This window comes from Bacillus sp. CFBP9009 (assembly GCF_036541465.1).
GTDB lineage: Bacteria > Bacillota > Bacilli > Bacillales > DSM-1321 > Peribacillus.
In genome coordinates this window covers 75,077-99,153 of sequence record NZ_JAZHFU010000013.1, presented here as the reverse complement: position 1 = coordinate 99,153, position 24,077 = coordinate 75,077, and the positions used below count along the sequence as shown (strand labels likewise).

Sequence of the window (24,077 nt, the reverse complement as noted above, 5' to 3'; positions counted from 1 at the left end):
TAATATGGAAAAAAACACTTTAAATGTAAAGGGTATGTCTTGTGGACATTGCATTAAAGCGATTGAAGGTAGTGTAGGGAAATTATCTGGAGTTAATTCTGTGAAAGTAAACTTGGATTCAGGAACTGTGGAAGTGGAATTTAATCCAAATGAAGTAACCCTTAATTCTATTAAGGAAACAATTGACGACCAGGGTTATGACGTAAAATAAACATGAATAAAGAACGTGCTGATTAAAGCACGATTTCTTTCCGATATTCATATACTATACGAGGGTATGGTTTATGTATTTAAAATAAATCATCTAACATAAATTAAGGAGGACAAAAGAATGGAGAATGTAATATTAGCAGTGAAAGGAATGTCATGTGGGCATTGCATTAATTCAATTGAAGGGAATGTAGGAAAAATGAATGGAGTTCATTTTGTTAAGGTTCACTTAAATGAAGAAAAAGTAGATGTATCATTTGATTCGAAAGTAGTTTCTTTAAAGGAAATTACTGACATTATTGAGGGCCAAGGTTATGATGTAGAGCTGAGTAAATTTCCTAAAGATCAAAGTTGTCACTAAGGAATTGAAAAAACGTGCTGTCTTGCCCCGGCACGTTTTCTTCCCAAAAATAAAACCCCACTGTAGTATGTGGTGATAGGAGTGTAAGGTTATGAGCGATAAAAAAGAAACAACACTTCAAATAGCTGGCATGACGTGTGCTGCCTGTGCAGTGAGAATAGAAAAAGGTCTCCAAAAAATAGATGGAGTAGAGGATGCAAGTGTAAATTTTGCGTTAGAAAAATCAAAAGTAACGTTTGATCCATCCAAATCAAGTGTTAACCAACTTAAAGATAAAGTTGAATCCTTAGGGTATAAAGTGGTTAGTGAAAAAGCTGAATTTGATATATCTGGTATGACATGCGCAGCATGTGCTAACAGGATTGAAAAACGTTTAAACAAGTTAGATGGAGTACAAAATGCAACTGTAAATTTCGCTTTAGAATCAGCGCTTGTAGAATATAATCCTGATGAAGTTTCGGTCCCAGATATGAAGGATGCCATAAAGAAATTAGGTTATCGTTTAGAACAAAAGCAAGAAACTAGTGGCGAAAAGGTTGATCATAGACAGAAGGAAATTGAGAAACAAACAGGAAAATTCATATTCTCTTCTATTTTGTCCATCCCTTTACTTTGGGCGATGGTCAGTCATTTTGAATTTACATCTTTTATTTGGCTACCAGAGATGTTCATGAATCCATGGGTCCAACTCGCACTAGCGACTCCTGTTCAATTTTTAGTTGGAGGTCAATTTTATGTAGGCGCCTTTAAAGCTTTAAGAAATAAAAGTGCAAACATGGATGTTTTAGTTGCACTTGGAACCTCTGCAGCTTATTTCTATAGTGTTTACTTAAGCATTTTGTCAATAGGGTCCGATACACACATGGTTGAATTATATTTTGAAACAAGTGCCGTATTAATTACTCTCATAATATTAGGTAAGTTATTTGAAGCAAAAGCAAAGGGGCGTTCATCGGAAGCCATTAAAAAGCTTATGGGTTTGCAGGCCAAAACAGCCACTGTTTTAAGAGACGGTCAAGAATTGAATTTACCTATCGAAGAGGTAATAGCTGGAGATATCGTTTATGTTAAACCAGGTGAAAAGGTACCTGTAGACGGAGAAATATTTGAAGGGAGATCTGCCCTAGATGAGTCAATGATTACAGGTGAAAGTATTCCTGTTGATAAAACAGTAGGAGATTTAGTAATAGGCTCAACCATTAACAAAAATGGATTTCTCAAGGTTAAGGCAACAAAGGTAGGAAAAGATACCGCCTTAGCTCAAATTATCAAAGTAGTCGAAGAAGCACAAGGATCAAAAGCGCCTATTCAACGCTTAGCCGATGTCATCTCAGGAATATTTGTCCCTATTGTAGTGGGTATAGCGATTATTACGTTTCTTGTATGGTACTTTGTTGTAAGTCCGGGAGAGTTTGCAGTCGCACTTGAAAAATTAATTGCTGTTTTAGTTATCGCCTGTCCATGTGCACTAGGCCTAGCTACTCCTACGTCCATTATGGCAGGTTCCGGCCGAGCTGCTGAGTATGGAATTTTGTTTAAAGGCGGGGAACATCTTGAGACGACTCATCGATTGGATACAGTGATCCTTGATAAAACGGGAACTGTAACAAATGGAAAACCAACCCTTACAGATGTTATCCTCTCAAATGGATTTGAAGAAAAGGAATTTTTAATGTTAGTCGGTGCTGCAGAAAGAAATTCAGAACATCCGTTAGCTGAGGCAATTGTTGAGGGCATTAAAGAAAAAGGTATTGAACTAGGCAGGTCTGAACATTTCGAAGCAATTCCTGGCTTTGGAATCGAATCTACAGTTGGAAGCAAATCCTTATTAATCGGAACACGCCGGCTAATGGCTAAGAACAATATTGATATTCAAGATATATTACCGCAAATGGAAAATTTAGAAAAGCAAGGTAAGACCGCAATGTTAGTAACCATTGATAATCAGTTTGCTGGAGTAATTGCAGTCGCGGATACAATTAAAGAAACCTCTCCAAAAGCGATTGCAAGGTTAAAAGAAATGGGTCTGGAAGTTGTCATGATTACAGGTGACAACAAGCAGACAGCACAAGCAATTGCTCATGAGGTCGGAATTGACCATGTTATAGCAGAAGTTCTGCCAGAAGGAAAAGCAGATGAAGTTAAAAAGCTTCAAAAAGCTGGAAAGAAAGTAGCGATGGTCGGTGACGGTATTAACGATGCACCAGCGTTAGCTACTGCAGATATTGGCATGGCAATCGGTACTGGTACTGATGTAGCAATGGAGGCTGCTGATATCACCTTAATCAGAGGAGACTTAAATAGTATTGCCGATGCCATCTTTATGAGTAAAATGACAATTCGAAATATCAAACAAAATCTATTTTGGGCCTTTGCTTATAATGCTATAGGAGTTCCAATTGCAGCACTAGGTTTTCTGGCACCATGGTTGGCAGGAGTAGCAATGGCGTTTAGTTCAGTTTCAGTTGTTTTAAATGCACTCAGATTACAAAGGATTAAGTTAAAAGGATAATCTATCTATAAAAAGAAAGGAGTGTTTTTATGAAACAAAAAAACATTGTAACCTGGGCGATTTCAGCCATTGTTTATCTCGGGTTAGTAATTGGCGGATATACCGTATATGCAAGCTTGGACAGTAATAACGATCACACGGATACCCATGATGAGGCAAAAACAAATGGTAACGAGGAAAAAGAATCTATTAATGAGCAAGCACATAAAGATAATCATATTAGCCAAAGAAGTGGTGGTAAGGATTCCGGGCATTCAGATCATGTAGATCAATTAGAAAGTGAAGTGGTCACAAACGTAAATTATGAAAAAGGTTTAATTTTTATAGATGTGAAGGATAAAGATCAAAATTCACCTGAATTAGAAACTTCACATGAAAAGATTATGCATTTAATTATTGTAAGTGCCGACTTAGAAGATTATTATCATTTACATCCTGAGGAAAAAGGAAATGGCGTTTATACTCTGAAATTCGACTTACCTGAAAACACTTATAAAGCGTTTGTTGATATTAAACCAAAAAACCTTGCCTATCAGGTTAGTCCGATAGGGCTGCACGTAGGGAAAGGTCATAGTGAACTTAAGGAAAATCCACTTAAGGTTGATAAAAACTTAACAAAAACAATCAATGAAAAGACAGTTGAATTAAACACTACAAAGCTAGGAATAAACAAAGATGTTACGTTAAGTTTTGATACGAAAGGGATTACTCCAGAGCCCTATCTGGGGGCTTTGGGCCATGTTGTTATTTTAGATGATAAGGGTGAGAAATTTGTTCATGTGCACCCTACATCAGAAGAACAGACACAATTTGAAACAAAATTTGATAAGCCTGGGATCTACAAAGTGTGGGGAGAATTTAAATTTGATGGTAAAGTCAATAGCTATCCATTTGTTATAGAGGTCAAATAAAATCGAAGAACAAAGGGGAATTTTTATGAACTTAGATGGGGTTAGTAAACATCTATTAATTTGCAATGGGAAAACATGCACGAAAAATGGAGCAGAAGAAATAACAGAGACCATTAGGGGCGAATTGAAAAACTTAGATCTGCAAAAAGAGATTCACACAACAAAAACATTGTGTAATGGCCAATGCAAGCATGGTCCGATTGCAGTTCTATACCCACAAGGAACCTGGTATAAAGAAATGAATAAAACAAAAAGTGAAGAGCTTATTCGTCAATTGAAAGAAGAAAGAAATGTTAATTTAGGCTCTGAACTTTACTACCATGATGGGAAAACATTTAAGGACCATGAAAGTGAACTGTAACATCTTATTTCTATATCGAAAAAGGCGTTTCTCTATAACAGGGCGCTTTTCTTATGCAACTATTGGGGCTGATTAGGTGCATAAGAAATAATTAGTAAAAATGTATTGGAAAAAATAACCCCGAAAGATCGAGGTTAATTTTTATTTACTTGACGTCCACTTTTTTTTTGGCTCTGTGAACTTGTGTTTCCAATTTGAAATTCATTACCTAATTCAACATCATTTCTTTTATCCTGTTTCTCGATTTGCTCTCTCGTTTGAGCCTTGTTTTTTATCCCTTGTTTAGACATTACGTATCCATCTCGCTTTCAAATGTTATTGTTTTTAATATGCGCAAGTATAAGGAAAATACGTATTATTTATTTTAAAAAAATAATTCTTGCCTTTAGTAACTCATTAATGGTCCTTATATTAGTAATTATCTTGTTCTTCTTCGGTGCCTTACTTCAATAAGGGAGTGCTTCAAACAGCTCCTTTTTTATGGCACTATCGGGGCAGCATTCCTGTAATTAATGAAAATGAGTTTTGAGCACATCTTTCTTATTAAACAAAACCAGCTAAGTTTGTGATTTAATACACTTAAACTAACGGGTGCGTTAGCTGAAGATTGGAGCTGTCTTTAAGGCAGCTTTTTCTTATGGAACTAAAGGGGCAGGATAGTTAATTAGGAATCCAATAAAAAACATCGAATATTATATAGAAGTTGAGACAAAAGAATACAGGAGGAAAATAAATGGGCTTCTTTTGGGTGGGTCTTGTTTTTTGGCTATTGATTGGAGCTTCATTGCTTTTTTTATATGGGGTTTATGGAAAAAATCTTGGAAAGCATTATTAATAAGTGGAATTGCACTTGTCCCACCATCACTATATTTCCTCGGTGGAAATAGTTGGTTCAGACTGGTTGCACTCCTGCCTTTGATTCCTTTTCTGCTTGCTTTTTACACCAGAAAAAGTATCAAACACTCTTTATGAAATAAAATTGTTGATCACTAACGGGGCAGGTTAGTTGCTTAAGTTAAAGGAGATTTAATGTGTTTTTAAAAATCTGGAGATGTTATAATTTGGAAAGGGTAAGCCGGAATTTTATTAAAAAACAAATCATATAGGATGTGTTGTTAATGAAAAAAATTCTGGTAGGAATAGGCCTTGTAGTGGTAGCCCTGCTCATTTCGGTGTTTTTGAGTGATTTCACTTTATTGTATAAAATTACTGGAGTGGTCGCATTAATCTCACTAATAATAAGTGCATTGTTTTCTGGAGCATTTGTTGATGGAGATAGGTTAGGAAGAAATTTACAATCTGAATCAAAAGAAGATAGAAAACAAAGATTTTCAATGACTAATACAATTTTATTGATTGGATTACCGAATTTATTAATCGCAATGGTTAGTTATTTTGTAATGAACTAATGAAAAAAACTAAAATTCCTTTTCATAATGAACTAACGGGTGCTTTACTTCAATAAGGGAGGTTGCTGAGGCAGCCTTTTTCTTATGGAACCATTGAGGCATGGTAGTTGAAGGGGTATTGTGGTATTAGTGGTAAAATGTAGGTAAAGATTTTGGGATTACTGGGGGAGGTTAAAGGTAGGGTGACAAAAATAAAACAAAATATATGGGAGAAAGAATATAAAAATGTTGATAGTTTATGGGGATTCAAACCTAATAGTATCTTATCTCAATATGTTGAAATGCTTCCTGAAAACGGAGAGGTTTTAGATATAGGTGTTGGAGAAGGAAGAAATGCCCTTTTTTTCGCTAAACAGGGATTTGCTGTTGAGGGTATTGATATTTCGGAAACAGCAGTAGAACGATGTTTGGAACTTTCAAAAGAGCACAATTTGAATGTTAAAGCTAAAGTTCAAGATATTACTTCTTTTGAGATTGAACCAAATAAATATTCTTTAATCATACTTTCTAATGTACTTAATTTTTTTCCTGATGATGATATTAAAATTATTATCGAAAAGGTGAAAAATGGGTTACTTAAAAATGGGCTGGTATATATTAATGTCTTTGATGATAAAGAACCAGGTAGAAAGAAAGCTCCAGAGAAGTATGAACAGTTAGCAGAGCACACGTTTTATAATGAACGTTTAAATATGTTTCTTCATTATTTTACAAGAAGTGAATTAGAAGGCTTTTTTGCGGATTATAAAATGATAAGCTTGTCTCAGTCATACTCTTTGGACATTTCACACGGTCAACCTCATTTCCATAGCACATTAGAAATAATGTCACAAAAGCCTTAGAAAAGATGTCATTTTTATTACACTAATAATAACTGTGTTAATTCCAGAAAGGGCCATCTATTGGTGGCCTTTTGAATGTAAAAAAATATTCTTAATGAACTAACAGGTGCTTAGTTCATTAAGACTTATTTTTAACACCGTCTGAATAATCAAGGAACAAATAGGGGGCAAATATGGATAGAAGCAAAAAAAATAAAAGACCTACATTTAAAATTCAGCATGAGTATAGAAAGAAAATGAAAAAAGAAACAAATAATAAAGAGACTAATTTAGAAATGATGATTGTTGCTATAATTCTTTTTATATTATTAATAGCAGCATGGATATTTTCTCTAAGTTGAAAGGGGTTTCATAAACTTTAATCCTTGTTGAACTAACGGGTGCGTTAGCTGAAGATCTGAGCTGTCTTTAAGGCAGCTTTTTCTTATGGGGGTACCGTCAGCAAAACGCGGATTTACAACGTTAAGGGGATCTAGATACAAAAATAGCCGATTTTCACCACGTTAAGGATGTAATCGGCTTTAGAACTATTCTTGATTTAAAGACCGCAATGATTCTAAGTTGGTAACTCCTTTTGGATCAAAGCGATACTCTCCAAGGAAGTTAATATGTTCCCATCCTAATGGGGATATATGCTTTAATAAATCCTCCCGTAACAATCCTTTACTTTGTAGTAATTCGGTAGCTTTGCCTAGATAAACTGTATTCCATAACTAATTGCATTAATCAAGATGTTCAAAGCACTTGCACGTTGCAATTGATCCTGCAGAGTGCGTTCTCTCAGTTCTCCATGTTTTCCAAAGAAGATGGCTCGAGCTAGAGCATTCATTGCTTCTCCTTTGTTTAACCCACGTTGGATGCGGCGGCGCATCGATTCGTTTGAGATGTAATCTAGCATAAAGATCGTCTTTTCAATTCTTCCCATTTCTCTAAGTGCCTTAGCAACCTTGTTCTGCCGAGCATAGGAACCAAGTTTACCCATAATGAGCGCACCAGATGCTTTCCCCTCCCGAATAGAATGTGCCAGACGTAAAACATCATCATAATTTCCACGTATAACCTTCATATCTATTTGACCGCGTAAAAGGTTCTCTAATTTAGGAAAATCGCTAGGTTTTCCGATGACATAGAGTTTTGAATCTGACAAATCAGTCTCGGTTATAGCAGGGTGAGACTGTCGACTTGACCTTAATCGAATGATCGTTTACTATACGGGTATGAGATATAAAGATGAAAATAAAAGCGAGAGCATTTTTAATGCAGCAATTCAACTGATAAATGAACATGGTTTATCAGAAACTTCGATGTCCAAGATTGCGAAAAAGGCCGGCGTATCTTCTTCAACGATTTACGTCTACTTTGAAAACAAAGAGGATATGCTGAATAAATTGTATTTGAATGTTAAAAAGAAGATGAGTCTAGAATTGCTTCATAATTACGATGACTCTATTCCGTTACAATCAGCTTTCGAACACGCGTTGAAAAAGTATACAAACTATATTTTGACCAATAAAGATGATTTTTTGTTTATTGAGCAATTTGCAAACTCACCTCTCCTCCATAAGTTATCTCGAAAAGAAGGACTAGAATTGTTTGAGCCGATCTTTAGCTTACTTGAAAAAGGCAAGAGTCAAAATGTTTTCAAACAAGTGGATACGAACCTGCTCCATATGTTCATGTTTCTCCCGGCTATGCAATATGTTAAAGATTATTTTGGCGGTCGGATAGAGTTAAAACAGGATAACTTGAACGAATTAGTTCAAATGACATGGGATGCTTTAAAAGCTTAATTTGAAACTTCAGAGGGAGCAACTTTCCAGAAGGAAAAACAAATCCCTCTGAAAGAGTGCTTAATTTTAACCGAACGATCGTTTATTACTGAATCGAACAGAATCGATAAAAAAAATTGGGATTATTTTTTTATTTAAAAATAAACGAACGTTCGATTAAACATATATTGGATGACGAAGTCAAACAATTACTGACGATCGGGAGAAAACGCACAGATCAGCATAAGGTTACAGAGTTCGATTCCTGCTTCTTCTGCCTTGGAGTTTTCGTATTAGGGATTGAAGGAAGAGCAGTATAAGCGAATAACCTATGATCATACGTTGTCCATTGCACAGACCTTCGAGCAGCAAAAGGCGGCTATTCGAAATCCATTAAAGAAAATAATGAGTTGAAGATATTTAAGATCATTTGATTTTATAAGGTGGTGATGCTTAGAGTAAGTTAAATTGTTCATAAATGGGCTCAACCCGTGTACGCAGAGGAAACTGGATGGCTTGAGTGCAGGAGAGGAAAGTGGAATTCCACGTGTAGCGGTGAAATGCGTAGAGATGTGGAGGAACACCAGTGGCGAAGCGGACCTTTTCGAAAACCTGTACGACGAGCAGAACTAAAACTTTTTAATCAAATTCGTGTTGTAACACGTAAACTGCAAAAGGAGACAAAATGGAAAACAAGACAATAGTAGTGATTGGAGCGACAGGCTCACAAGGTAAGGGTGTTGTAAATGCCCTTGTAAATGAAGGTGCTTTTAATGTAAGAGCAGTAACCCGTAATCTGGAAAAATATTCTGGCAAGGCAAATGAATCGGTATATGCAGACTTAAACGATCTACATTCGTTAGAAGATGCTTTTAAGGATGCTTATGGCGTATTTGTGGTAACCAACTTTTGGGAAGGTGCAGACGAAATTGCTCAAGGTAAAAATGCCGTTGAAGCAGCAAAGGCAACAGGAGTGCAGCATTTTATTTGGTCAACACTTCCTGATGTTGAATCCATAAGTAATGGTGAATTCGACGTTCCTCATTTTACCAACAAATCTAAGGTCGATGCATTGGTGAAAAATGCAGGGTTTAAATACTCAACATTTGTTCAAGCTCCATTCTATTATCAAAATCTTGTCGGACGGCTTGCACCACAGGCAAAACAAGATGGCACAACCGGTTGGACGCTGTCGATCGATCCGACAAAAAAAGTGATCCATTGGTCGGACATCAATGATATGGGAAAAGTAGTCGCGGGTGCATTTTCGCAGCCCGAAAAAGCTGGAAACGGCAATTACCTTTCATTGGCAACAGAGCTGAATAGTTTCAACGACATTCTCGAAGCCTATAAAAGGCACGGCAAAGAGTACAGTTTTTCACAGGTGCCGGCTGAAGTGTTTTCAACTTTTTTTGAAGGAGCAAAGGAAATGGCAGAAATGTTTGGATATTGGGAAAAATACACATACATGGGGCCAGGTTCGGAAAGAAGAATAGAGGCGGCAAAAGAAATTGCCACCAGTGAATTAGTAACTTTTGACGTGTGGATAGACCAACAGTGATTGTTTACCGGGTCTGAGCTCGGAAAACGATCCTTTCCTCATTTGATATGTCTTCAAAGCCAGTAGATAGTCAAGATGAAAAAACATGGCTTGAATTAATTCTTGAAAGAGCAAACGGTAAGGTACCAGTGATGGCTGCTGGTTCCATAATAACACCGGATGATGCTCTTAAAACTATGGAATTAGGATTGCCGTTAGTTGCCATTGGGTATACGTTAATTATGAACCCTGATTGGGTAGAAAAGGTCGCAAATGGACGTGAAGCCGAGATAGCTTCTGAGTTGAATGTTTCGAAACTAGACCAGCTTAGCATTCCAGAAAAACTATGGAATGTTATTCAAACAATGCCATGGTTTAATATTGGTAAATAAAAAAATAGTCCTATGGGGGCTGATGACAAAATGGGAAAGGAGCCGTGACTCCTTTCCCATTTTGTTTTTTTGTTCGTTGTTTTTTTCAATTTAAGTAACGACACACCAGTCACTTTCGAACTTGGATTAATCATGTTTATTACTTTCTTCATTTTTCCTCCATGACCTTTCGGATAAATAACTATGAGTGTTTTCGAAATTTATTATTTAAAAACCCACTATTTATTAAATAAATTTATGTCATTTCATCTTCAACTAAACTCCAGTTAGCTTAAGTGAAGGTTTTCGCAAACTATTCATTATACCAATTTTCTTTAAACGTTTTATTCCGTAATATGGCCCTTTAATGGAATACTCATGACTAAGGTTTTTAAACAACAGTAATGAAACGTTGTGATTACTGTCAAAAAGCACACTTTATGACACGTAGAATAATAGCTCTAATCTGTATGTCAAAAGGTGAATTATCTCATTTTGACATATGTAATTTCTTTAAAGTACTTTTTGAAATAACTTTTCTGAATGAACTTAATCCTTAGCGTGTTTTTTTCGCGTTTTGCTGGTGGTACCCCTTATGGAACTATCGGGGCAGGTTAGTTTAAGTACACTTCTTCACAAACTAATAAAAAAGAAGCCGTCCCAATAGTAAGGTTGGAAGCCTCTTAGTGTTAATCTTTTTCTAACTTTATGAAATTTGCAATTATAGGAAGTTGGAAAGGATAGTAAGATGATTGATTTTATTCCTATGAGCAATATTTTTGAGGATAACAGAATAATAAGCTGAAACCTTATATTTAAAGGTTCAGCTTAATTTTATTATGAACGAGTAGTCCAACCACCGTCTACAATTACTTCCTGACCAGTTACATATTTGGATTCATCCGATGCTAGATATAAATAAGCGTTTGCTATATCTATTGCTTCTCCAGCATAAGGTTTTAAAGCTGATCTTCCATCATAAAGTGCACCCATTTCTTCTTGTGATTTAATACCAGTCTTTTCAACCATACCGGTATAAATAGCACCTGGATGGACTGAATTTGCTCTAATATTGTATTCTCCAAACCATTGAGCTGCGTGTTTTGTTAATGAACGAACCGCACCTTTGGATGCACTATAAGCAGCACCATGACCATCACCAAATCCACCAGTGATAGCAGCAATTGAAGAAGTGTTAATAATAGAACCTCCTCCATTTTCCTTCATATTTGGAATAACAGCTTTCATTCCTAACCATACACCAGTAGTATTAATATTCATAACTTTATTCCAGTCATCTAGTTCAGCTTCCAATATCCCTTTTGCAATGTGAATACCAGCGTTATTAACTAATACATCAACTTTACCATAACTTTCAATAGTTTTATCTACTACTTCTTGCCAAGATTCAGGGCTTGAAACATCTAAGCGTAGCGCAATCGCATCGCCTCCATTTGAAACGATTTCCTTCACTTTTTCTTCTAAAACATCGAAAACAACATCAGTAGCAACTACTTTTGCTCCTTCTTTTGCAAATAATTGAGCACCGGCTAGTCCCATCCCACTAGCAGCACCAGTTATAATTGCCACTTTACCTTCCATTCTTCCCATATCTATTTCCTCCTCTGGAATAAATTTTATATACTGATATAGACAACAGTTTGTCTATAAATTATCCTATAATTCGAAAGCGATTTCTTCAATCATCAATATTTATAGGAATGTTGTATAGTGTACATTTATGATAATAGTGTCGATGAATAATTATAATTCTTGGAGGTATGTAAGTTGAAAAGTGTAGTTGATCCTCGTGTGACTCGTACCCGTAGGCTACTTATGGACGCACTGGCAAATTTGATTATTTTAGAGGGGCATGAAACTATTACAGTTCGTGAAATTGTAAGGAAGGCAGAGGTCAATCGTTCAACCTTTTACCTTCATTTTCTTGATAAACAGGATATATTGACTCAATTCCAAAATGATATTTTGAGTGAACTGAAAGAATCATTGAAACAGCCGAAATATTCCTACCAAGCAGCTGTAAATGATTTCAAAAACTTAAATAAACCAATTGATTCACATGTTGCCATGTTTGAACATATAGAGAAACAATCCTCTATTTACAAGAAAATGTTAACTGAAAGTGAATTTCGTGAGCGTTTTACGAAAGAGATTATTACCAAGATCTTTCATTTTAGGGAAAGTATTTGGGAAGCAACCTATATGGCAAACGGGGCTGTTGGAATTATTCTTTTTTGGTTAGAAAATGGTATGAAGGAAACAGTAACAGAAATGAGTTTATGGCTTACCAAATCTATTTTGTTTCCTTTAGGAGAATTTGATAACTAATTCTTGCGACTAAAATGTCTTTTTTATTTACTAAGTATAATATAATTTCGTCTAAGCTTGTGAAGAAATGTACTTAAACAATAGGGTGCTTTCCTTAAATCAAAGGGAAGCCTTTTTCTTATGTCTCTATATTGGCAGGATAGTTGAACAAGGGGTAGCAAAAAATCTGCCAGAAACCTATCAGTATTATAGAATGACTTTGTCTTACCAAAATGCTTATTACTGTGCTAAAACTTGTATTCATTAAATGGGGTAATTCCAATCGTGGAATATACTGGTTAAATGCTGGGTAGAGAGTCATGAAATTTTCTTGGAAAAATAACATTCATCAAAAATCTAAAAAAATTTATTCTTAAATCTCGGTGTTCGACTAGATTATTAGTTACTCATCTTACTGATATTTATGAACCAAATGGGAGTTCAATAAACAAATCTATGCGGACATGATAATGGACTGAATATTATATTAAGATTGAAATCTCTCAACTAGTGAGTCGTTTTTATTGATGGTAGATGATTTATCATTGAAAACTTCATATTAAAGGAAATGATTAAAAGGTGCCTTAGAAATTTATTATCTAAATTTAAAAGGCACCTTTTTATTATTAATACTTAAGTAATACAATGCATTTCTATCACTGAGGAATAATTTGCAAACTTGAATGTTTCTTCCCAAGTATTTCTGCTTAGTATAATCTTATAAACAAACGAGGGCTTTAGTTACATTTTCTTTTCTATAAAAAAAGCTAAAATAATCAGTGGTTTATTCAATTAAAGGGCGCTTTTCTTTAATAAGAAGGCGTCGTTTTTAAATCAATCAGATTCTGGAGCAACACATTTAAATTGAATTTATATTAAGGTGTAGAAGAGGTTGTGAAGGATTCTACTTAAACTATCAGGTGCGTTAGCTTAAGATCGGAGCTGTCTTTAAGGCAGCTTTTTCTTTATGCAGGTAGGATAGTTCAGGAAAACACAGGAATATATGGTAAAATATACATGTGAGAAAAAACAAAATAGGAGGAAATTGGATTGGAAGACTTAAACATTTTTTTTCTTTCGGTGCAGGGGTATTATCTTTTATATCTCCGTGTTGTTTGCCTTTATATCCTGCATTTTTATCTTATATTACAGGCTTTTCAGTTAGTGAGTTAAAAGAAGATAGTAGAAAATTAAATCGGAAGACAATACTTCATACCTTTTAGGGGGATAAATCCAGTTTAGCTTTACTAAATAAAAAAACGATTACTAAATCTGTTTATATTAACAGGCTAGAAATCGTTAGTAATTTCCCTAATGCTATTTATTTTCATTTAAATTTAAATCTTCTATAAGATTGACAAATGCCCTCACTAAATTTAACTCTAAGGATTGTTGATGATAATACATCCAGGTTCGACGTAAAATAGGCTCTCCTTTTGAATCTGTTAAATCAATTTTATGTAAGCCTTCTATCCCATCGAGTATTAGACTAGGTAAAATACCATAACCTAACCCATTTATCACCATTTCTTTACAAGTATCCACTTGATCGACTGCAATACTTATTAATGGTTCTTGTATATAATTCTTTGTCCACCAATTATAAACTAGAGATTTTAATACATAGTCAGTTTTATATTCAATTCTTGGCATATTAGGAAGATTGTTCACATCAATAGCTTCTTTTGAGGCTATACACATAGTTTCTTCAAATAATAAGTGTTTCTGCTCTTTCCAATTATAATCTCCTCGAACAAATCCAATATGAACATCTTGATTATAGATAGCTTTATAAACCTGACTGCTCCAGCCAGTCATTACTTTGATCTCTACACGAGGATACTGTTCTTGGAATAATTTTAAAATAAAAGGAAGTTTATATTTAGTGAAAAAGTTAGAAACTCCTAGCCTTAGTGTACCTGCATAGTCATTACTTATGCTGCTTAAATTATCTTTTACTTTTAGATAATACTTAAGAGTTTCCTCAGCACAAGCAGCTAAGTACTCACCTTGAGGAGTAAAATGAACACCTCTTCTACCACGATTGAATAATTTCACACCAAGTTCTTCCTCTATTTGTTTCATTCTTTTTGTAAGAGCTGGTTGAGAGATAAACAAAACCTGAGCTGCTTTCGTAATATTCTTTTGGTGATAAAGAACTTTTATTATTTCCCAGTCTCTATAATCCATATCTATGTCATATCCTTCCCTTGATATAGAAATCTGTAATAATTAATTATAGTATTTCTATTATGACTTTTTTATATTAATATATGATTCATTATCTAAAGATTATTTTGGAATAAGTTAATCTTCGTCAAACGGAGTTAGTTGTAGAAGGGACAAAAAATGATCAAACTTTTTAATAAAAGAATGATGCTTAGAATATATTAAGAGCTTGGTTAAATCAATCTTTTTCAAAACACGCTCTTTTTTTGTCCGTTTTTAGAGGGTGTTAATATCGATTTGATCAAACTATACCTAAAGCTACTATAAGTAAATCCCGGACTTTACAAAAGTTGTACCTTTGAAAAGAACCGGGAAGTGTGAATCATGATATTAATTTAAAACTGTTTGATTGATTCTTTCCGAAATAGCCTCTGCAAATTCAGAAGTAGAGGCATTACCACCTAAGTCTTTTGTTTTTATCCCGTCTTTAAGTGATTGATAAAGACCTTGTTCCACTAATTTACCAATTTCTTCTATTTTTCCATCATTATGTCTTTCGGCAAGCCATTCCATTAACATTACTGTTGAAAGCATAATACCTGTTGGGTTTCCTATATTAAGGCCTGCAATATCTGGGGCAGAACCATGGGCTGCCTGAGCCATAGCCAGATTTTCATTTGAGTTGATAGAAGGTGCTAACCCTAGGCTTCCTACAAGTTCACCTGCTAAATCAGAAAGGATATCTCCGAACATATTTTCTGTTACGATTATATCGAAGTCTTTAGCCCGACGGACTAAGTGAGCAGCCATTGCGTCGATATGATAGTCATCTACTGTAACATCAGGATATTGTTCGGCTACTTCACGGCACACCTTTAAAAATAAGCCTGTACTTAATCGGAGAACATTAGCTTTATGGACAATTGTTACTTTTTTACGACGCTTCATGGCCATCTTAAAAGCTGAATGAGCAATTCGTTCTACGGCTTTCCTTGTAAACACACCCGATGTGACAACTACATCCTCCGTAATTTGCCACTCTCCATGACCGGCAAACATGTTTCGGTCTGCGTAAAATCCTTCCGTGTTTTCGCGGAAAATAATCAAATCAGCTTCTCCCACAACGCTCGATATACCTGGCATAGTTTTAGCTGGACGAATATTTGCAAATAAATCAAGGGTATGGCGGAGTGCTCCACTTGGATTGAGTTTCACTTTATGCTCAGGTGGATAGGCAGCAGAATCATGTGGACCAAGTATCCATCCATGAGTGTTTTCCAACTCATTTGTAGTTACCTTTGGAAGAGGGTCGTTGTGTTGTTTAATTCCTTCCCATCCCATAGGTAAGTCAATCCATTCAATTTCAACTCCAACCTTATATGCAGCAGTTTTAAATACTTCCACTGTAGCGCTTACAATTTCGGGACCAATTCCATCACCAGCTAGTACTCCAAGACGATAAACAGTCATTTCTTAACATTCCTCTCTCTTATAAAGTATGGTAATAATCTAAGAGTTCTTAGAAGTGTATGAACTTTATAATATTAATGTAATATAAACTTAGGAATTAATAAAATATTTTTTTTTTATATTTTTAGATTGAATTTTTCTATTTCTTAATTATTAAAATGACTTTTTATTCACTTTAAGTGTTAATATCTCCTTGTTGTATAGTTATTACCTAAGTGGCATGAAGTATTATATATCTTATCCTTTTATAGTCAGATGATAGGTTTCTATTTACAAGAAGTATCTTGTTCATTTTTTCAGTCCTATATTAAAAATGAACCTTTAAGTAAAAAATATGCGTAACTCAAAAAAACATCATACTAGTCATTCATACCGACCGAAAATGACTAGTATGATTATGAAAATTTCCGATCAGAAAGGCATCAAGAATATGGTCGTTAAAGCTTTATGCGCATTAATATTAAGCATCTTGGAAAAAAATGTTCAATTGTTTTTTGTAACACGTGTGTTTCTTTAATTAAAGTAAAGGTAGAAGAGGAGTAGATAGCTATGCAATTTATAAATTAATATATGATAGGAAATTCTTATGAATTTAACAACAAAGGTCTCTCGAGATATTAGTTTTCAGAGTAATTTCGATGATATTCCTGAATAAAATGGACGAACTCTTTTACCATTCCTAACTCGAGTAATTCTTCTCGATATAAGATGCGTGTTTTCCATACGATTGGAGAGCCAGTTGTATCACTAAGGAAAATTTTGTGTAACTTATCGTTTTTCTCTAATACAATACTGGGTGCTATACAATAACCTAATCCATTAAGAACCATTCTTTTGGCTATTTCGACATTATCAACATTCATATTGCTGATTGGAGGTTTAGAAAAATTATCTTTCCACCAGTTGTCTATGACCATTTCCAAGGTAGGATCAGTCTTATAACTAATTCTTCGCATGGAGGGAAGGTCTATTAAGTCAATTTCTTGGGATGAGAGTATAGTAATGTTTTCTTCTGAAAAAGTTATATTGTTACTTGGCCAATTGTGCTCACCTCGCACTATACCAATATGTGCATCCTGTTTATAAATGGATTGAACTACGTCTATGTTTACACCTGTATTAACATGAAATTCAACTTTAGGGAATTTCTCATTAAAAGCTTTTAGAATTTGTGGTAGTCGATAAAAAGCAAATGTTCTTGAAACACTTAACCGTAATGTTCCACGTGCTTCATTTCCAGAATTCCACAGCAATTCTACAATGTCCTGCTGCTGTTTAAGCATATCTTCAGCATATGTAACTAATAATTCCCCCTGTTCTGTAAAAACAACGCCTCTTCTTCCTCTATAAAAAAGTTTAATGTCAAATTCCTTTTCAATTTGTTGTAAGCGATACGTTAAGGTAGGTTGAGAAATATATAGGAGCTCAGCTGCCTTTGTAATATTTTTTTCAGCGTAAACTTTCTTCAAAATAAGCCAGTCTTTTTTATCCATGAGGAAATCCCTTCCTTTGAAATAGAAAATATCTATTGAAAATTATAGAAAATCAATATTTTATTTATTTCTATAATTATAATACATTTATTTTACACCAATGATAGCTTTTATTTTCAAATGGTTTTCAAAAAAACTCAAAGTCTTTATTTAATTGAAAAACATTTGGAAGCGAATTCAATATTAAATCAGGAGGTAGTAAATTGTCACGTCAAGATTATAGAATTGGGCTTATCCATGCGACGATGAACTCAGTTCAGCCAATTTTAGATGCTTTTCAAGTTCATGCACCACAAGTTACACTGGTGAATTTTATGGATGAAAGTCTTATTTTTGAATTAAATGAAACAGGAATTGTTACAAAAGGTATGGCTCGACGTTTATTGAACTTAGTAGAAAAAGCTGTGATGAGTGGTGTGGATGGTATCCTACTAACTTGTTCATCATTTACTCCAGTAGTTGCAGAAATTAGCCACTTATTTGACTTACCAATGTTAAGTGCAGATTTAAGTATGTTGGAAAAAGCAGTGGGAATGGGTACTCGGATTGGTGTCATTGCTACAGTAGAAGCAGCTGGCCCAACTACAACGACAATACTGAAAAAAATCTCTTCAAATAGACAGAAGGATGTCTCGATTAAAACGGTTATTATCCCAGAAGCATTCAAGGCATTACAAAATGGGGATCGTACGAAACATGATGAGTTAATCCATCGGAAGGTACAAGAACTAACTATTGATTGTGATGTCATTCTTTTTGCACAATTTAGTATGGCAAGAGCATTGGAAACAATTGATATTACGAAAACAGATATACCTATATTAACAAGTCCTGAAATTAGCGTAAAATCGATTATCGAAGAAATATCAAAAAGGGAGATAGTTTATGATAAATGTTGAATTAATGAAAGTTACTTCACTTGTGAATGGTAAAGCAGTTACACAAACAGAAGAAAAAACCATGGAAGTGATCAGTCCATTTAATGGAGAAGTAGTTGGAAAAGTAAATTTAGCTTCGCAAGAAGATGCCGAAAGAGCAATCGAATCAGCACATCGAGTGTTTCATGAGACGATGAAGAAAATACCGGCTTATCGTCGAGCGGACATTCTTCGTAAAACAGCTGACTTGTTAGAAGAAAGAACCGAAGAATTTGCAAGAATTCTTGGCTTAGAAGCAGGGAAACCAATTCGTGATGGGAGAGGAGAAGTAGGACGTGCAGTACAAGTCCTACGTTTCGCGGCAGATGAAGCGAAAAAAATTGAAGGAGAGCTCGTGCCTATGGATGCAGCGATTGGTGGAGAAAATCGAATCGGTATGGTTCGCCGTCATCCAATTGGTGTTATATCAGCCATCACACCTTTCAATTTTCCGTTAAATCTTGCTTTGCATAAGTTAGCTCCTGCGTTTGCTGCAGGGAATACAGTCGTCTTAAAACCAGCAAGTAAAACACCACTTTCGGCATATATGCTCGTTAACCTTTTTGAAGAAGCAGGACTGCCTGAAGGGGCTTTAAATTTAGTAATTGGAAACGGTTCCGAAGTAGGGGATATTTTAGTGACAGACTCACGTATAAGCAAAGTAACATTTACTGGAAGTCCGTCTGTAGGAATTGATTTACGCAAGAAAGCTGGATTGAAAAAAGTGACATTAGAGCTTGGATCAAATTCTCCGAACATTATTTTCAATGATGGGGATGTGAATGCGGCAGCAGCAGGATTAGTGCGTGGAGCATTTGCTTTTTCTGGACAGGTTTGTATTTCTGCACAACGGATTTATGTACAAAAAGGTGTATATCAAGACTTCTTAGATCAGTATGTTTCGTTAGTAGAGAAATTGGTGATCGGGAATCCGATGGAAGAAAACACAGATATTGGTCCTATGATTAGTGAAAAGGAAGCGATACGAGCTCACGATTGGATTACTGAAGCAGTAAAAGCAGGAGCAAGGCTTGCTACAGGTGGTAATCGGGAGGGGACATTGCTTGAGCCAACCGTCCTTGTCGATGTTACTCGAGACATGAAAGTGGTATGTGAAGAGACGTTTGCACCGATTGTTTCTGTTATTCCATTTGATACAGAAGAGGAAGTTATTGCAATGGCTAATGATTCAGTGTTCGGATTGCAAGCAGGTGTATTCACAACAGATATTAACCGCGCTATGAGAGTTGCTGACGGGCTAGAAACGGGAGGAGTATGGATTAATGAGACTTCTACATATCGCCAGGATAACTATCCATACGGAGGCGTGAAATTAAGTGGTGTAGGAAAAGAAGGCGTCAAGTATGCTATCGAAGATATGACTGAGATTAAATTTGTAGGAATTAAATTAGGATAAGGAGGAAATATCATGAGTATTACTTATTTTCGCACAGCGGATACGTTGATTACAGGAACAGGATCTATTGCACAAATTGGAGAACAAGCCAAAAAGTTGAATGCAACTAAAGTTATTATCGTGACAGATAAGATTATTCGCCAAACGGGATTACTGTCCAAAGTGACGGAGCCATTGGCGGCCCTAGGCTTTAAAGTAGATATTATTGATGATGTGGTTCCGGAGCCTCCTTTTGAAAACTTAGAACAGATGGTTACTCAAATGGAAGGAAAAGGATATGATTTGCTGGTTGGAGTTGGAGGCGGAAGTGCCCTTGATATTACCAAAGTCCTTTCCGTAATGCTAACGAACAAGGGAAATGTTCGTGACATGGTCGGGATTGAAAAAATAGAAAACCCTGGAGTGCCTACGATTCTAGTTCCGACAACTTCCGGTACAGGTTCGGAAGTTACCTATAATGCTATTTTTACAGATACCCGTGACATGGTGAAAAAGGGAATCGTCAGTCCTTATTTACTTCCTAAGGTAGCTATCGTTGATGCAGAGCTAACTTTAACGCTACCACCTGCCGTTACGGCAGCGACAGGGATGGACGCGCTTGTTCACGCTGTTGAATCCTACACGGCCATTCGCGCAGACGAATTAACAGATGGCATTGCCTTGCAAGCGATTAAGCTCATTTCCCGATCTCTGCGAAAAGCCGTATATAACGGAAAGGATTTAAAAGCGCGTGAAGACATGGCGATGGGAAGCTTACTTGCTGGTATTTCTCTCGGGAATGCAGGGGTTGGAGCGGTTCATGCACTGGCTTATCCTCTTGGTGGGAAATTTAAAGTCCCGCATGGTGTGGCCAATTCTCTCTTGTTGCCATTTGTCATGAAATATAATGCGGTCGCTGATTTGGAGAAATTTGCGGAAGTGGCAGTAGCGATGGGAGAAAATGTAGAAGGGTTATCTATTCGTGAAGCTGCGGACCGCGCTGTTCAGGCACTGGCTCAATTATCTGAGGATGTAGGCATTCCTGCAAGTCTAAAGGATGTAGGAGTAACTCCATCTGATATTCCTGCACTTGCAGAAGAAGCAAGTAAAGTAGATCGTTTGCTTAATAATAATCCAAGATGGTTGACAGTAAAAGAAATTCAAAAAATTTATGAAGAAGCATACGGTTCAGTAGAGTCACTAACTCTTGTTACTACTATCTAATTTTACACGGTAACTTAGACATATTATCCATTTTTTAGGGTGGGTAAGAGGGAGGGGAAAAATGAATTATTTTTCTGAACTAAAAGGGAAGAAAGTTCTAGTAGTCGGTGGGAGTAAAGGGATTGGCAAAGATATTTCTCTTGCTTTCGCTAGACTGGGATCGGATGTTGTAATTACAGGTAGGAACGAAGTGGATCTCAGTAAAACGACGGAAGAATTACGAGAGCTTAATCCTAATTGTTTCTATCTAACAGCTGATATACAATACGTTAACGAAATAAATAACATGATTGACTCTGCAGTATCTCGTCTGGGCCGGATTGATGTGATTATCAATAATGCTGGCATTAACATTCCTAAACCGGCATTAGAAGTGACGGAAGAGGATTGGGATCGTGTGTTGGATACGAACCTAAAAGGAACCTTTTTCTGTTCTCAACGGGCGGGTAAGCATATGATTGAACAACGTACGGCAGGTAAAATCATTAATATCGTTTCACAGATGGCTTTTGTAGGCTATATCAAACGTGCAGCCTATTGTTCAAGTAAAGGTGGGGCCGTACAGTTGACAAAGGCATTGGCGATCGAATGGGCTGAACACCAAATTAAGGTAAATGCAGTTGCGCCGACCTTTATTGAAACAGAATTTACTAAAACGATGTTTAATGATCAAGGCTTTTACCAGGATGTATTAAGTCGTATTCCTTTGGGAACATTGGCCAAACCAGAAGATGTAACAGGTGCTGTGCTATTTTTAGCCTCTGATATGGCTAATTTTATTACAGGGGAAACAATCCGTGTAGATGGTGGATGGACAGCTATATAGAAAAAGAGAAGCCTTTGTGAAGAGTAGTTCTTTCTTGAAGTATCTCAATATCACCTCCTTAGATGCATTTTTTAAGGAGGTGTGTTCTCCAATAAAAATAGAGGTTTAAAAATGTGAGCTGATGTTCTGATTTTGAGAATCCCTGCAATGTAAAATACCTCTAAGTAAAAAGCCAAAAATTGCTCATCACCAAGTGTTAATTAAGGTAGAAAATATCATGAAATAAAAGCTTATCTCTCGTGTTTTAGAAAAATTATAGTTGGACAATAAAGAAAGCGCTTAATGAATACGCTTACATAAATGCGCATACTAAAAATAATATTGAGTAATTTATGATTCAAATAAGTAAGTAGAAAATCGATTATGTAAATAGACATACAATTTAACAATAACTTCGTATATTAGCTCTTTGTTCTTTGTGAAGACTAGAAATTCAATAGTGATATTAAATCAAATACATTAAAAGTGAGGTAAATAATGTTATCTATATTAGGATTTGCTACTATTATACTTTTCATGTTTTTAGTTATGAGCAATCGTATGTCTGCGTTTGTAGCTATAATTGTATCTCCAATTATATTTGCCATATTAGGAGGATATGGTATGGAGTTAGGCCCTATGATGTTAGAAGGGATCAAGCTTGTAGCACCTACTGCTGTACTTCTATTGTTTGCTGTTTTATATTTTGGCATTATGATGAATGCAGGTTTATTTGACCCAGTTTCCAGAAAAATATTACAAATAGCTAAAGGTGATCCGGTAAAAATTGTGATAGGGACAGCCATTTTAGCATTATTAGTGGCATTGGATGGAGATGGAACCACTAGTTACATGATTATTTGTTCAGCCTTGTTGCCGATTTATAAAAAAATAGGTATCAATCCTTTAGTATTAGCTACGATAGCAGTAATGTCACTAGGTACCATTTCTGGCATGACACCATGGGGAGGAGCTGCCACAAGGGCAATCAGTGTTTTAGGAATTGATGCTACAGAATATTTTAAACCAATAATTCCTGCCATTCTATGTGGTTCAGCGTGGATTATTCTGACTGCGTATGTAATGGGAAGAATGGAAAGAAAAAGAATTGGTATCATTAAAATAGAAAAAACCATAGAAGAAATGAAAACTGAACAAGAAATGGCAGCTAGTATTGCTGAAGATCAACCTGTGACTTCTAAGTTAGTTTGGTTTAACTTCCTACTAACACTCACTCTTATGGTGGCACTTATACTAGGATTAGCACCACTACCTGTGCTATTTATGGTAGGTTTTGTAATAGCCCTTTCAGTCAACCATCCTAATCTTACTGAACAAAAAAGCGTAATTAAAGAAAATGCTAGTCATGCTGTACCTGTAGTCATGTTGGTTTTAGGTGCAGGGGTTTTTACAGGTATCTTATCTGAAACAAAAATGGTGAATTCAATGGCTTCAGACCTTCTTACAATTGTTCCTGATTCATTAGGACCATTCTTCACGATTATTGTTGCATTAATCAGCTTGCCATTAAGTTTCCTAATGTCAAATGACGCGTTCTTCTTTGGTGCTTTGCCTGTTCTTGCCCATTCAGCTTCCGAATATGGGATTAGTTCTATGGAAATAGCGAGGGCTGGAGTAATTGGGCAACCACTCCATTCTATGGGGCCAACATCTGCTCCATTATGGGTGTTGCTAGAGCTTGTAAGAAGAGATTTAGGACAATTCCAACGTTACGCTCTTGTCCCGGTTACTATTTTGTCACTAATGCTCATAGTGTTTGCCTTGATTACAGGGGCTATTTCCATCGCTTGGTAATTTAGTCTTTCATGGGAATTTAAGCATTAGGGTAAAAAATACATTTTATGATTTGCTATAGCTGTGTAATTAAGGCAATAATTTTAAAGAGTGCTATGGAATTAACAAAAATTATAAACGAATTAAATTTTTATCTAAGTGATGAATAAGATAAACAAAAAGCCAAGTGCTTGC

24 protein-coding genes, 2 pseudogenes and 1 other annotated feature are annotated in these 24,077 nt (G+C 35.7%); of the genes and pseudogenes, 20 read left to right on the top strand and 6 right to left on the bottom strand.

Features of this window, described 5'->3' with window-relative positions:
* The first annotated feature begins 4 nt into the window (after window positions 1–4).
* The 5 genes from copZ (V3595_RS22475) (at window position 5) to V3595_RS22455 (ending at window position 4,355) form a co-directional block, all read left to right on the top strand.
* Window positions 5–211 (top strand): copper chaperone CopZ, encoded by a 207-nt coding sequence (gene copZ / locus V3595_RS22475; RefSeq protein ID WP_137024137.1) that lies wholly within the window; start codon window positions 5–7, stop codon window positions 209–211.
* Between the two features lie 120 nt (window positions 212–331).
* A complete protein-coding gene (gene copZ, locus V3595_RS22470; protein ID WP_485909712.1) occupies window positions 332–571 on the top strand; it encodes a copper chaperone CopZ in 240 nt (79 codons plus the stop codon).
* Window positions 572–662: 91 nt separating this feature from the next.
* Window positions 663–3,083: a heavy metal translocating P-type ATPase gene (locus V3595_RS22465; protein WP_485909710.1), complete on the top strand. Its 2,421-nt coding sequence runs from the start codon at window positions 663–665 to the stop codon at window positions 3,081–3,083.
* 29 nt (window positions 3,084–3,112) lie between these two features.
* A complete protein-coding gene (locus V3595_RS22460) occupies window positions 3,113–3,994 on the top strand; it encodes a hypothetical protein (RefSeq protein WP_137019476.1) in 882 nt (293 codons plus the stop codon).
* Window positions 3,995–4,019: 25 nt separating this feature from the next.
* Window positions 4,020–4,355, top strand: coding sequence for a (2Fe-2S) ferredoxin domain-containing protein (locus V3595_RS22455; RefSeq protein ID WP_485909708.1), 336 nt, complete (start codon window positions 4,020–4,022; stop codon window positions 4,353–4,355).
* Between the two features lie 134 nt (window positions 4,356–4,489).
* Here the strand turns inward: V3595_RS22455 and V3595_RS22450 are convergent, their stop codons facing one another.
* Window positions 4,490–4,645 carry a hypothetical protein gene (locus V3595_RS22450; protein ID WP_485909706.1) on the bottom strand — a complete coding sequence of 52 codons (156 nt, stop codon included), beginning with the start codon at window positions 4,643–4,645 and terminating at the stop codon, window positions 4,490–4,492.
* A 472-nt stretch (window positions 4,646–5,117) separates the two neighbouring features.
* On the opposite strand from V3595_RS22450, the gene V3595_RS22445 reads away from it, so the two are divergent.
* From V3595_RS22445 to V3595_RS22430, 4 genes are all read left to right on the top strand, one after another.
* Window positions 5,118–5,327 (top strand): hypothetical protein, encoded by a 210-nt coding sequence (locus V3595_RS22445; protein ID WP_485909704.1) that lies wholly within the window; start codon window positions 5,118–5,120, stop codon window positions 5,325–5,327.
* A 146-nt stretch (window positions 5,328–5,473) separates the two neighbouring features.
* On the top strand, window positions 5,474–5,764 hold the full coding sequence (locus tag V3595_RS22440; RefSeq protein WP_485909702.1) for a DUF5316 domain-containing protein: 291 nt from the start codon (window positions 5,474–5,476) through the stop codon (window positions 5,762–5,764).
* Window positions 5,765–5,946: 182 nt separating this feature from the next.
* Complete coding sequence (locus V3595_RS22435) at window positions 5,947–6,606, top strand: class I SAM-dependent methyltransferase (protein WP_485909700.1); 660 nt, start codon at window positions 5,947–5,949, stop codon at window positions 6,604–6,606.
* Between the two features lie 173 nt (window positions 6,607–6,779).
* On the top strand, window positions 6,780–6,947 hold the full coding sequence (locus tag V3595_RS22430) for a hypothetical protein (RefSeq protein WP_485909698.1): 168 nt from the start codon (window positions 6,780–6,782) through the stop codon (window positions 6,945–6,947).
* A gap of 186 nt (window positions 6,948–7,133) precedes the next feature.
* Here the strand turns inward: V3595_RS22430 and V3595_RS22425 are convergent.
* Window positions 7,134–7,756 (bottom strand): annotated as a pseudogene (locus V3595_RS22425) (Tn3 family transposase); the annotation flags it as partial.
* Window positions 7,757–7,802: 46 nt separating this feature from the next.
* Between V3595_RS22425 and V3595_RS22420 the strand changes: the two are divergent.
* The 4 genes from V3595_RS22420 to V3595_RS22405 all read left to right on the top strand — a co-directional run bounded on the left by V3595_RS22420 (window position 7,803) and on the right by V3595_RS22405 (window position 10,307).
* The gene (locus V3595_RS22420; protein WP_485909696.1) at window positions 7,803–8,396 is read left to right on the top strand and encodes a TetR/AcrR family transcriptional regulator; all 594 of its coding nucleotides are present in this window, start codon (window positions 7,803–7,805) and stop codon (window positions 8,394–8,396) included.
* Between the two features lie 116 nt (window positions 8,397–8,512).
* Window positions 8,513–8,695 (top strand): hypothetical protein, encoded by a 183-nt coding sequence (locus tag V3595_RS22415; RefSeq protein WP_485909695.1) that lies wholly within the window; start codon window positions 8,513–8,515, stop codon window positions 8,693–8,695.
* Between the two features lie 138 nt (window positions 8,696–8,833).
* Window positions 8,834–8,990: a sequence feature (16S ribosomal RNA rRNA prediction is too short), on the top strand.
* A gap of 70 nt (window positions 8,991–9,060) precedes the next feature.
* A complete protein-coding gene (locus V3595_RS22410; protein WP_485909693.1) occupies window positions 9,061–9,936 on the top strand; it encodes an NmrA/HSCARG family protein in 876 nt (291 codons plus the stop codon).
* 47 nt (window positions 9,937–9,983) lie between these two features.
* A complete protein-coding gene (locus V3595_RS22405) occupies window positions 9,984–10,307 on the top strand; it encodes a beta/alpha barrel domain-containing protein (protein WP_283932810.1) in 324 nt (107 codons plus the stop codon).
* 816 nt (window positions 10,308–11,123) lie between these two features.
* Here the strand turns inward: V3595_RS22405 and V3595_RS22400 are convergent.
* Window positions 11,124–11,897, bottom strand: a complete 774-nt coding sequence (locus V3595_RS22400; RefSeq protein ID WP_485909691.1) for an SDR family NAD(P)-dependent oxidoreductase — start codon at window positions 11,895–11,897, stop codon at window positions 11,124–11,126.
* Window positions 11,898–12,074: 177 nt separating this feature from the next.
* On the opposite strand from V3595_RS22400, the gene V3595_RS22395 reads away from it, so the two are divergent.
* On the top strand, window positions 12,075–12,635 hold the full coding sequence (locus V3595_RS22395) for a TetR/AcrR family transcriptional regulator (RefSeq protein WP_485909689.1): 561 nt from the start codon (window positions 12,075–12,077) through the stop codon (window positions 12,633–12,635).
* A 1,028-nt stretch (window positions 12,636–13,663) separates the two neighbouring features.
* Window positions 13,664–13,775: pseudogene (locus tag V3595_RS22390) on the top strand (cytochrome c biogenesis protein CcdA); the annotation flags it as partial.
* A gap of 156 nt (window positions 13,776–13,931) precedes the next feature.
* Here V3595_RS22390 and V3595_RS22385 read toward each other — a convergent pair.
* The 3 genes from V3595_RS22385 to V3595_RS22375 all read right to left on the bottom strand — a co-directional run bounded on the left by V3595_RS22385 (window position 13,932) and on the right by V3595_RS22375 (window position 17,746).
* Window positions 13,932–14,804: a LysR family transcriptional regulator gene (locus tag V3595_RS22385; protein WP_485909687.1), complete on the bottom strand. Its 873-nt coding sequence runs from the start codon at window positions 14,802–14,804 to the stop codon at window positions 13,932–13,934.
* Between the two features lie 369 nt (window positions 14,805–15,173).
* Window positions 15,174–16,253, bottom strand: coding sequence for an isocitrate/isopropylmalate dehydrogenase family protein (locus V3595_RS22380; RefSeq protein WP_485909685.1), 1,080 nt, complete (start codon window positions 16,251–16,253; stop codon window positions 15,174–15,176).
* Window positions 16,254–16,870: 617 nt separating this feature from the next.
* Complete coding sequence (locus V3595_RS22375) at window positions 16,871–17,746, bottom strand: LysR family transcriptional regulator (RefSeq protein WP_485909683.1); 876 nt, start codon at window positions 17,744–17,746, stop codon at window positions 16,871–16,873.
* A 203-nt stretch (window positions 17,747–17,949) separates the two neighbouring features.
* Here V3595_RS22375 and V3595_RS22370 point away from each other — a divergent pair, with 203 nt between their 5' ends.
* The 5 genes from V3595_RS22370 (at window position 17,950) to V3595_RS22350 (ending at window position 23,903) form a co-directional block, all read left to right on the top strand.
* A complete protein-coding gene (locus V3595_RS22370; protein WP_485909681.1) occupies window positions 17,950–18,645 on the top strand; it encodes an aspartate/glutamate racemase family protein in 696 nt (231 codons plus the stop codon).
* The gene (locus tag V3595_RS22365) at window positions 18,632–20,080 is read left to right on the top strand and encodes an aldehyde dehydrogenase family protein (protein ID WP_485909679.1); all 1,449 of its coding nucleotides are present in this window, start codon (window positions 18,632–18,634) and stop codon (window positions 20,078–20,080) included. The genes V3595_RS22370 and V3595_RS22365 overlap by 14 nt, the downstream gene beginning before the upstream one ends.
* Before the next feature lie 12 nt (window positions 20,081–20,092).
* Entirely contained in the window at window positions 20,093–21,283 is a 1,191-nt protein-coding gene (locus V3595_RS22360) for an iron-containing alcohol dehydrogenase (RefSeq protein ID WP_485909677.1), read from the top strand.
* A 61-nt stretch (window positions 21,284–21,344) separates the two neighbouring features.
* Window positions 21,345–22,109 carry an SDR family NAD(P)-dependent oxidoreductase gene (locus V3595_RS22355; protein ID WP_485909675.1) on the top strand — a complete coding sequence of 255 codons (765 nt, stop codon included), beginning with the start codon at window positions 21,345–21,347 and terminating at the stop codon, window positions 22,107–22,109.
* Between the two features lie 477 nt (window positions 22,110–22,586).
* Window positions 22,587–23,903: a CitMHS family transporter gene (locus tag V3595_RS22350; RefSeq protein WP_485909673.1), complete on the top strand. Its 1,317-nt coding sequence runs from the start codon at window positions 22,587–22,589 to the stop codon at window positions 23,901–23,903.
* The last annotated feature ends 174 nt before the right edge of the window (window positions 23,904–24,077 follow it).

Bases quoted from the DNA above. Each gene is read 5' to 3' on its own strand.
- copZ (WP_137024137.1), top strand. From the start codon at position 5: ATGGAAAAAAACACTTTAAATGTAAAGGGTATGTCTTGTGGACATTGC.
- copZ (WP_485909712.1), top strand. From the start codon at position 332: ATGGAGAATGTAATATTAGCAGTGAAAGGAATGTCATGTGGGCATTGC.
- V3595_RS22465 (WP_485909710.1), top strand. From the start codon at position 663: ATGAGCGATAAAAAAGAAACAACACTTCAAATAGCTGGCATGACGTGT.
- V3595_RS22460 (WP_137019476.1), top strand. From the start codon at position 3,113: ATGAAACAAAAAAACATTGTAACCTGGGCGATTTCAGCCATTGTTTAT.
- V3595_RS22455 (WP_485909708.1), top strand. From the start codon at position 4,020: ATGAACTTAGATGGGGTTAGTAAACATCTATTAATTTGCAATGGGAAA.
- V3595_RS22450 (WP_485909706.1), bottom strand. From the start codon at position 4,645: ATGTCTAAACAAGGGATAAAAAACAAGGCTCAAACGAGAGAGCAAATC.
- V3595_RS22440 (WP_485909702.1), top strand. From the start codon at position 5,474: ATGAAAAAAATTCTGGTAGGAATAGGCCTTGTAGTGGTAGCCCTGCTC.
- V3595_RS22430 (WP_485909698.1), top strand. From the start codon at position 6,780: ATGGATAGAAGCAAAAAAAATAAAAGACCTACATTTAAAATTCAGCAT.
- V3595_RS22420 (WP_485909696.1), top strand. From the start codon at position 7,803: ATGATCGTTTACTATACGGGTATGAGATATAAAGATGAAAATAAAAGC.
- V3595_RS22410 (WP_485909693.1), top strand. From the start codon at position 9,061: ATGGAAAACAAGACAATAGTAGTGATTGGAGCGACAGGCTCACAAGGT.
- V3595_RS22405 (WP_283932810.1), top strand. From the start codon at position 9,984: ATGTCTTCAAAGCCAGTAGATAGTCAAGATGAAAAAACATGGCTTGAA.
- V3595_RS22400 (WP_485909691.1), bottom strand. From the start codon at position 11,897: ATGGGAAGAATGGAAGGTAAAGTGGCAATTATAACTGGTGCTGCTAGT.
- V3595_RS22385 (WP_485909687.1), bottom strand. From the start codon at position 14,804: ATGGATTATAGAGACTGGGAAATAATAAAAGTTCTTTATCACCAAAAG.
- V3595_RS22380 (WP_485909685.1), bottom strand. From the start codon at position 16,253: ATGACTGTTTATCGTCTTGGAGTACTAGCTGGTGATGGAATTGGTCCC.
- V3595_RS22375 (WP_485909683.1), bottom strand. From the start codon at position 17,746: ATGGATAAAAAAGACTGGCTTATTTTGAAGAAAGTTTACGCTGAAAAA.
- V3595_RS22365 (WP_485909679.1), top strand. From the start codon at position 18,632: ATGATAAATGTTGAATTAATGAAAGTTACTTCACTTGTGAATGGTAAA.
- V3595_RS22360 (WP_485909677.1), top strand. From the start codon at position 20,093: ATGAGTATTACTTATTTTCGCACAGCGGATACGTTGATTACAGGAACA.
- V3595_RS22355 (WP_485909675.1), top strand. From the start codon at position 21,345: ATGAATTATTTTTCTGAACTAAAAGGGAAGAAAGTTCTAGTAGTCGGT.
- V3595_RS22350 (WP_485909673.1), top strand. From the start codon at position 22,587: ATGTTATCTATATTAGGATTTGCTACTATTATACTTTTCATGTTTTTA.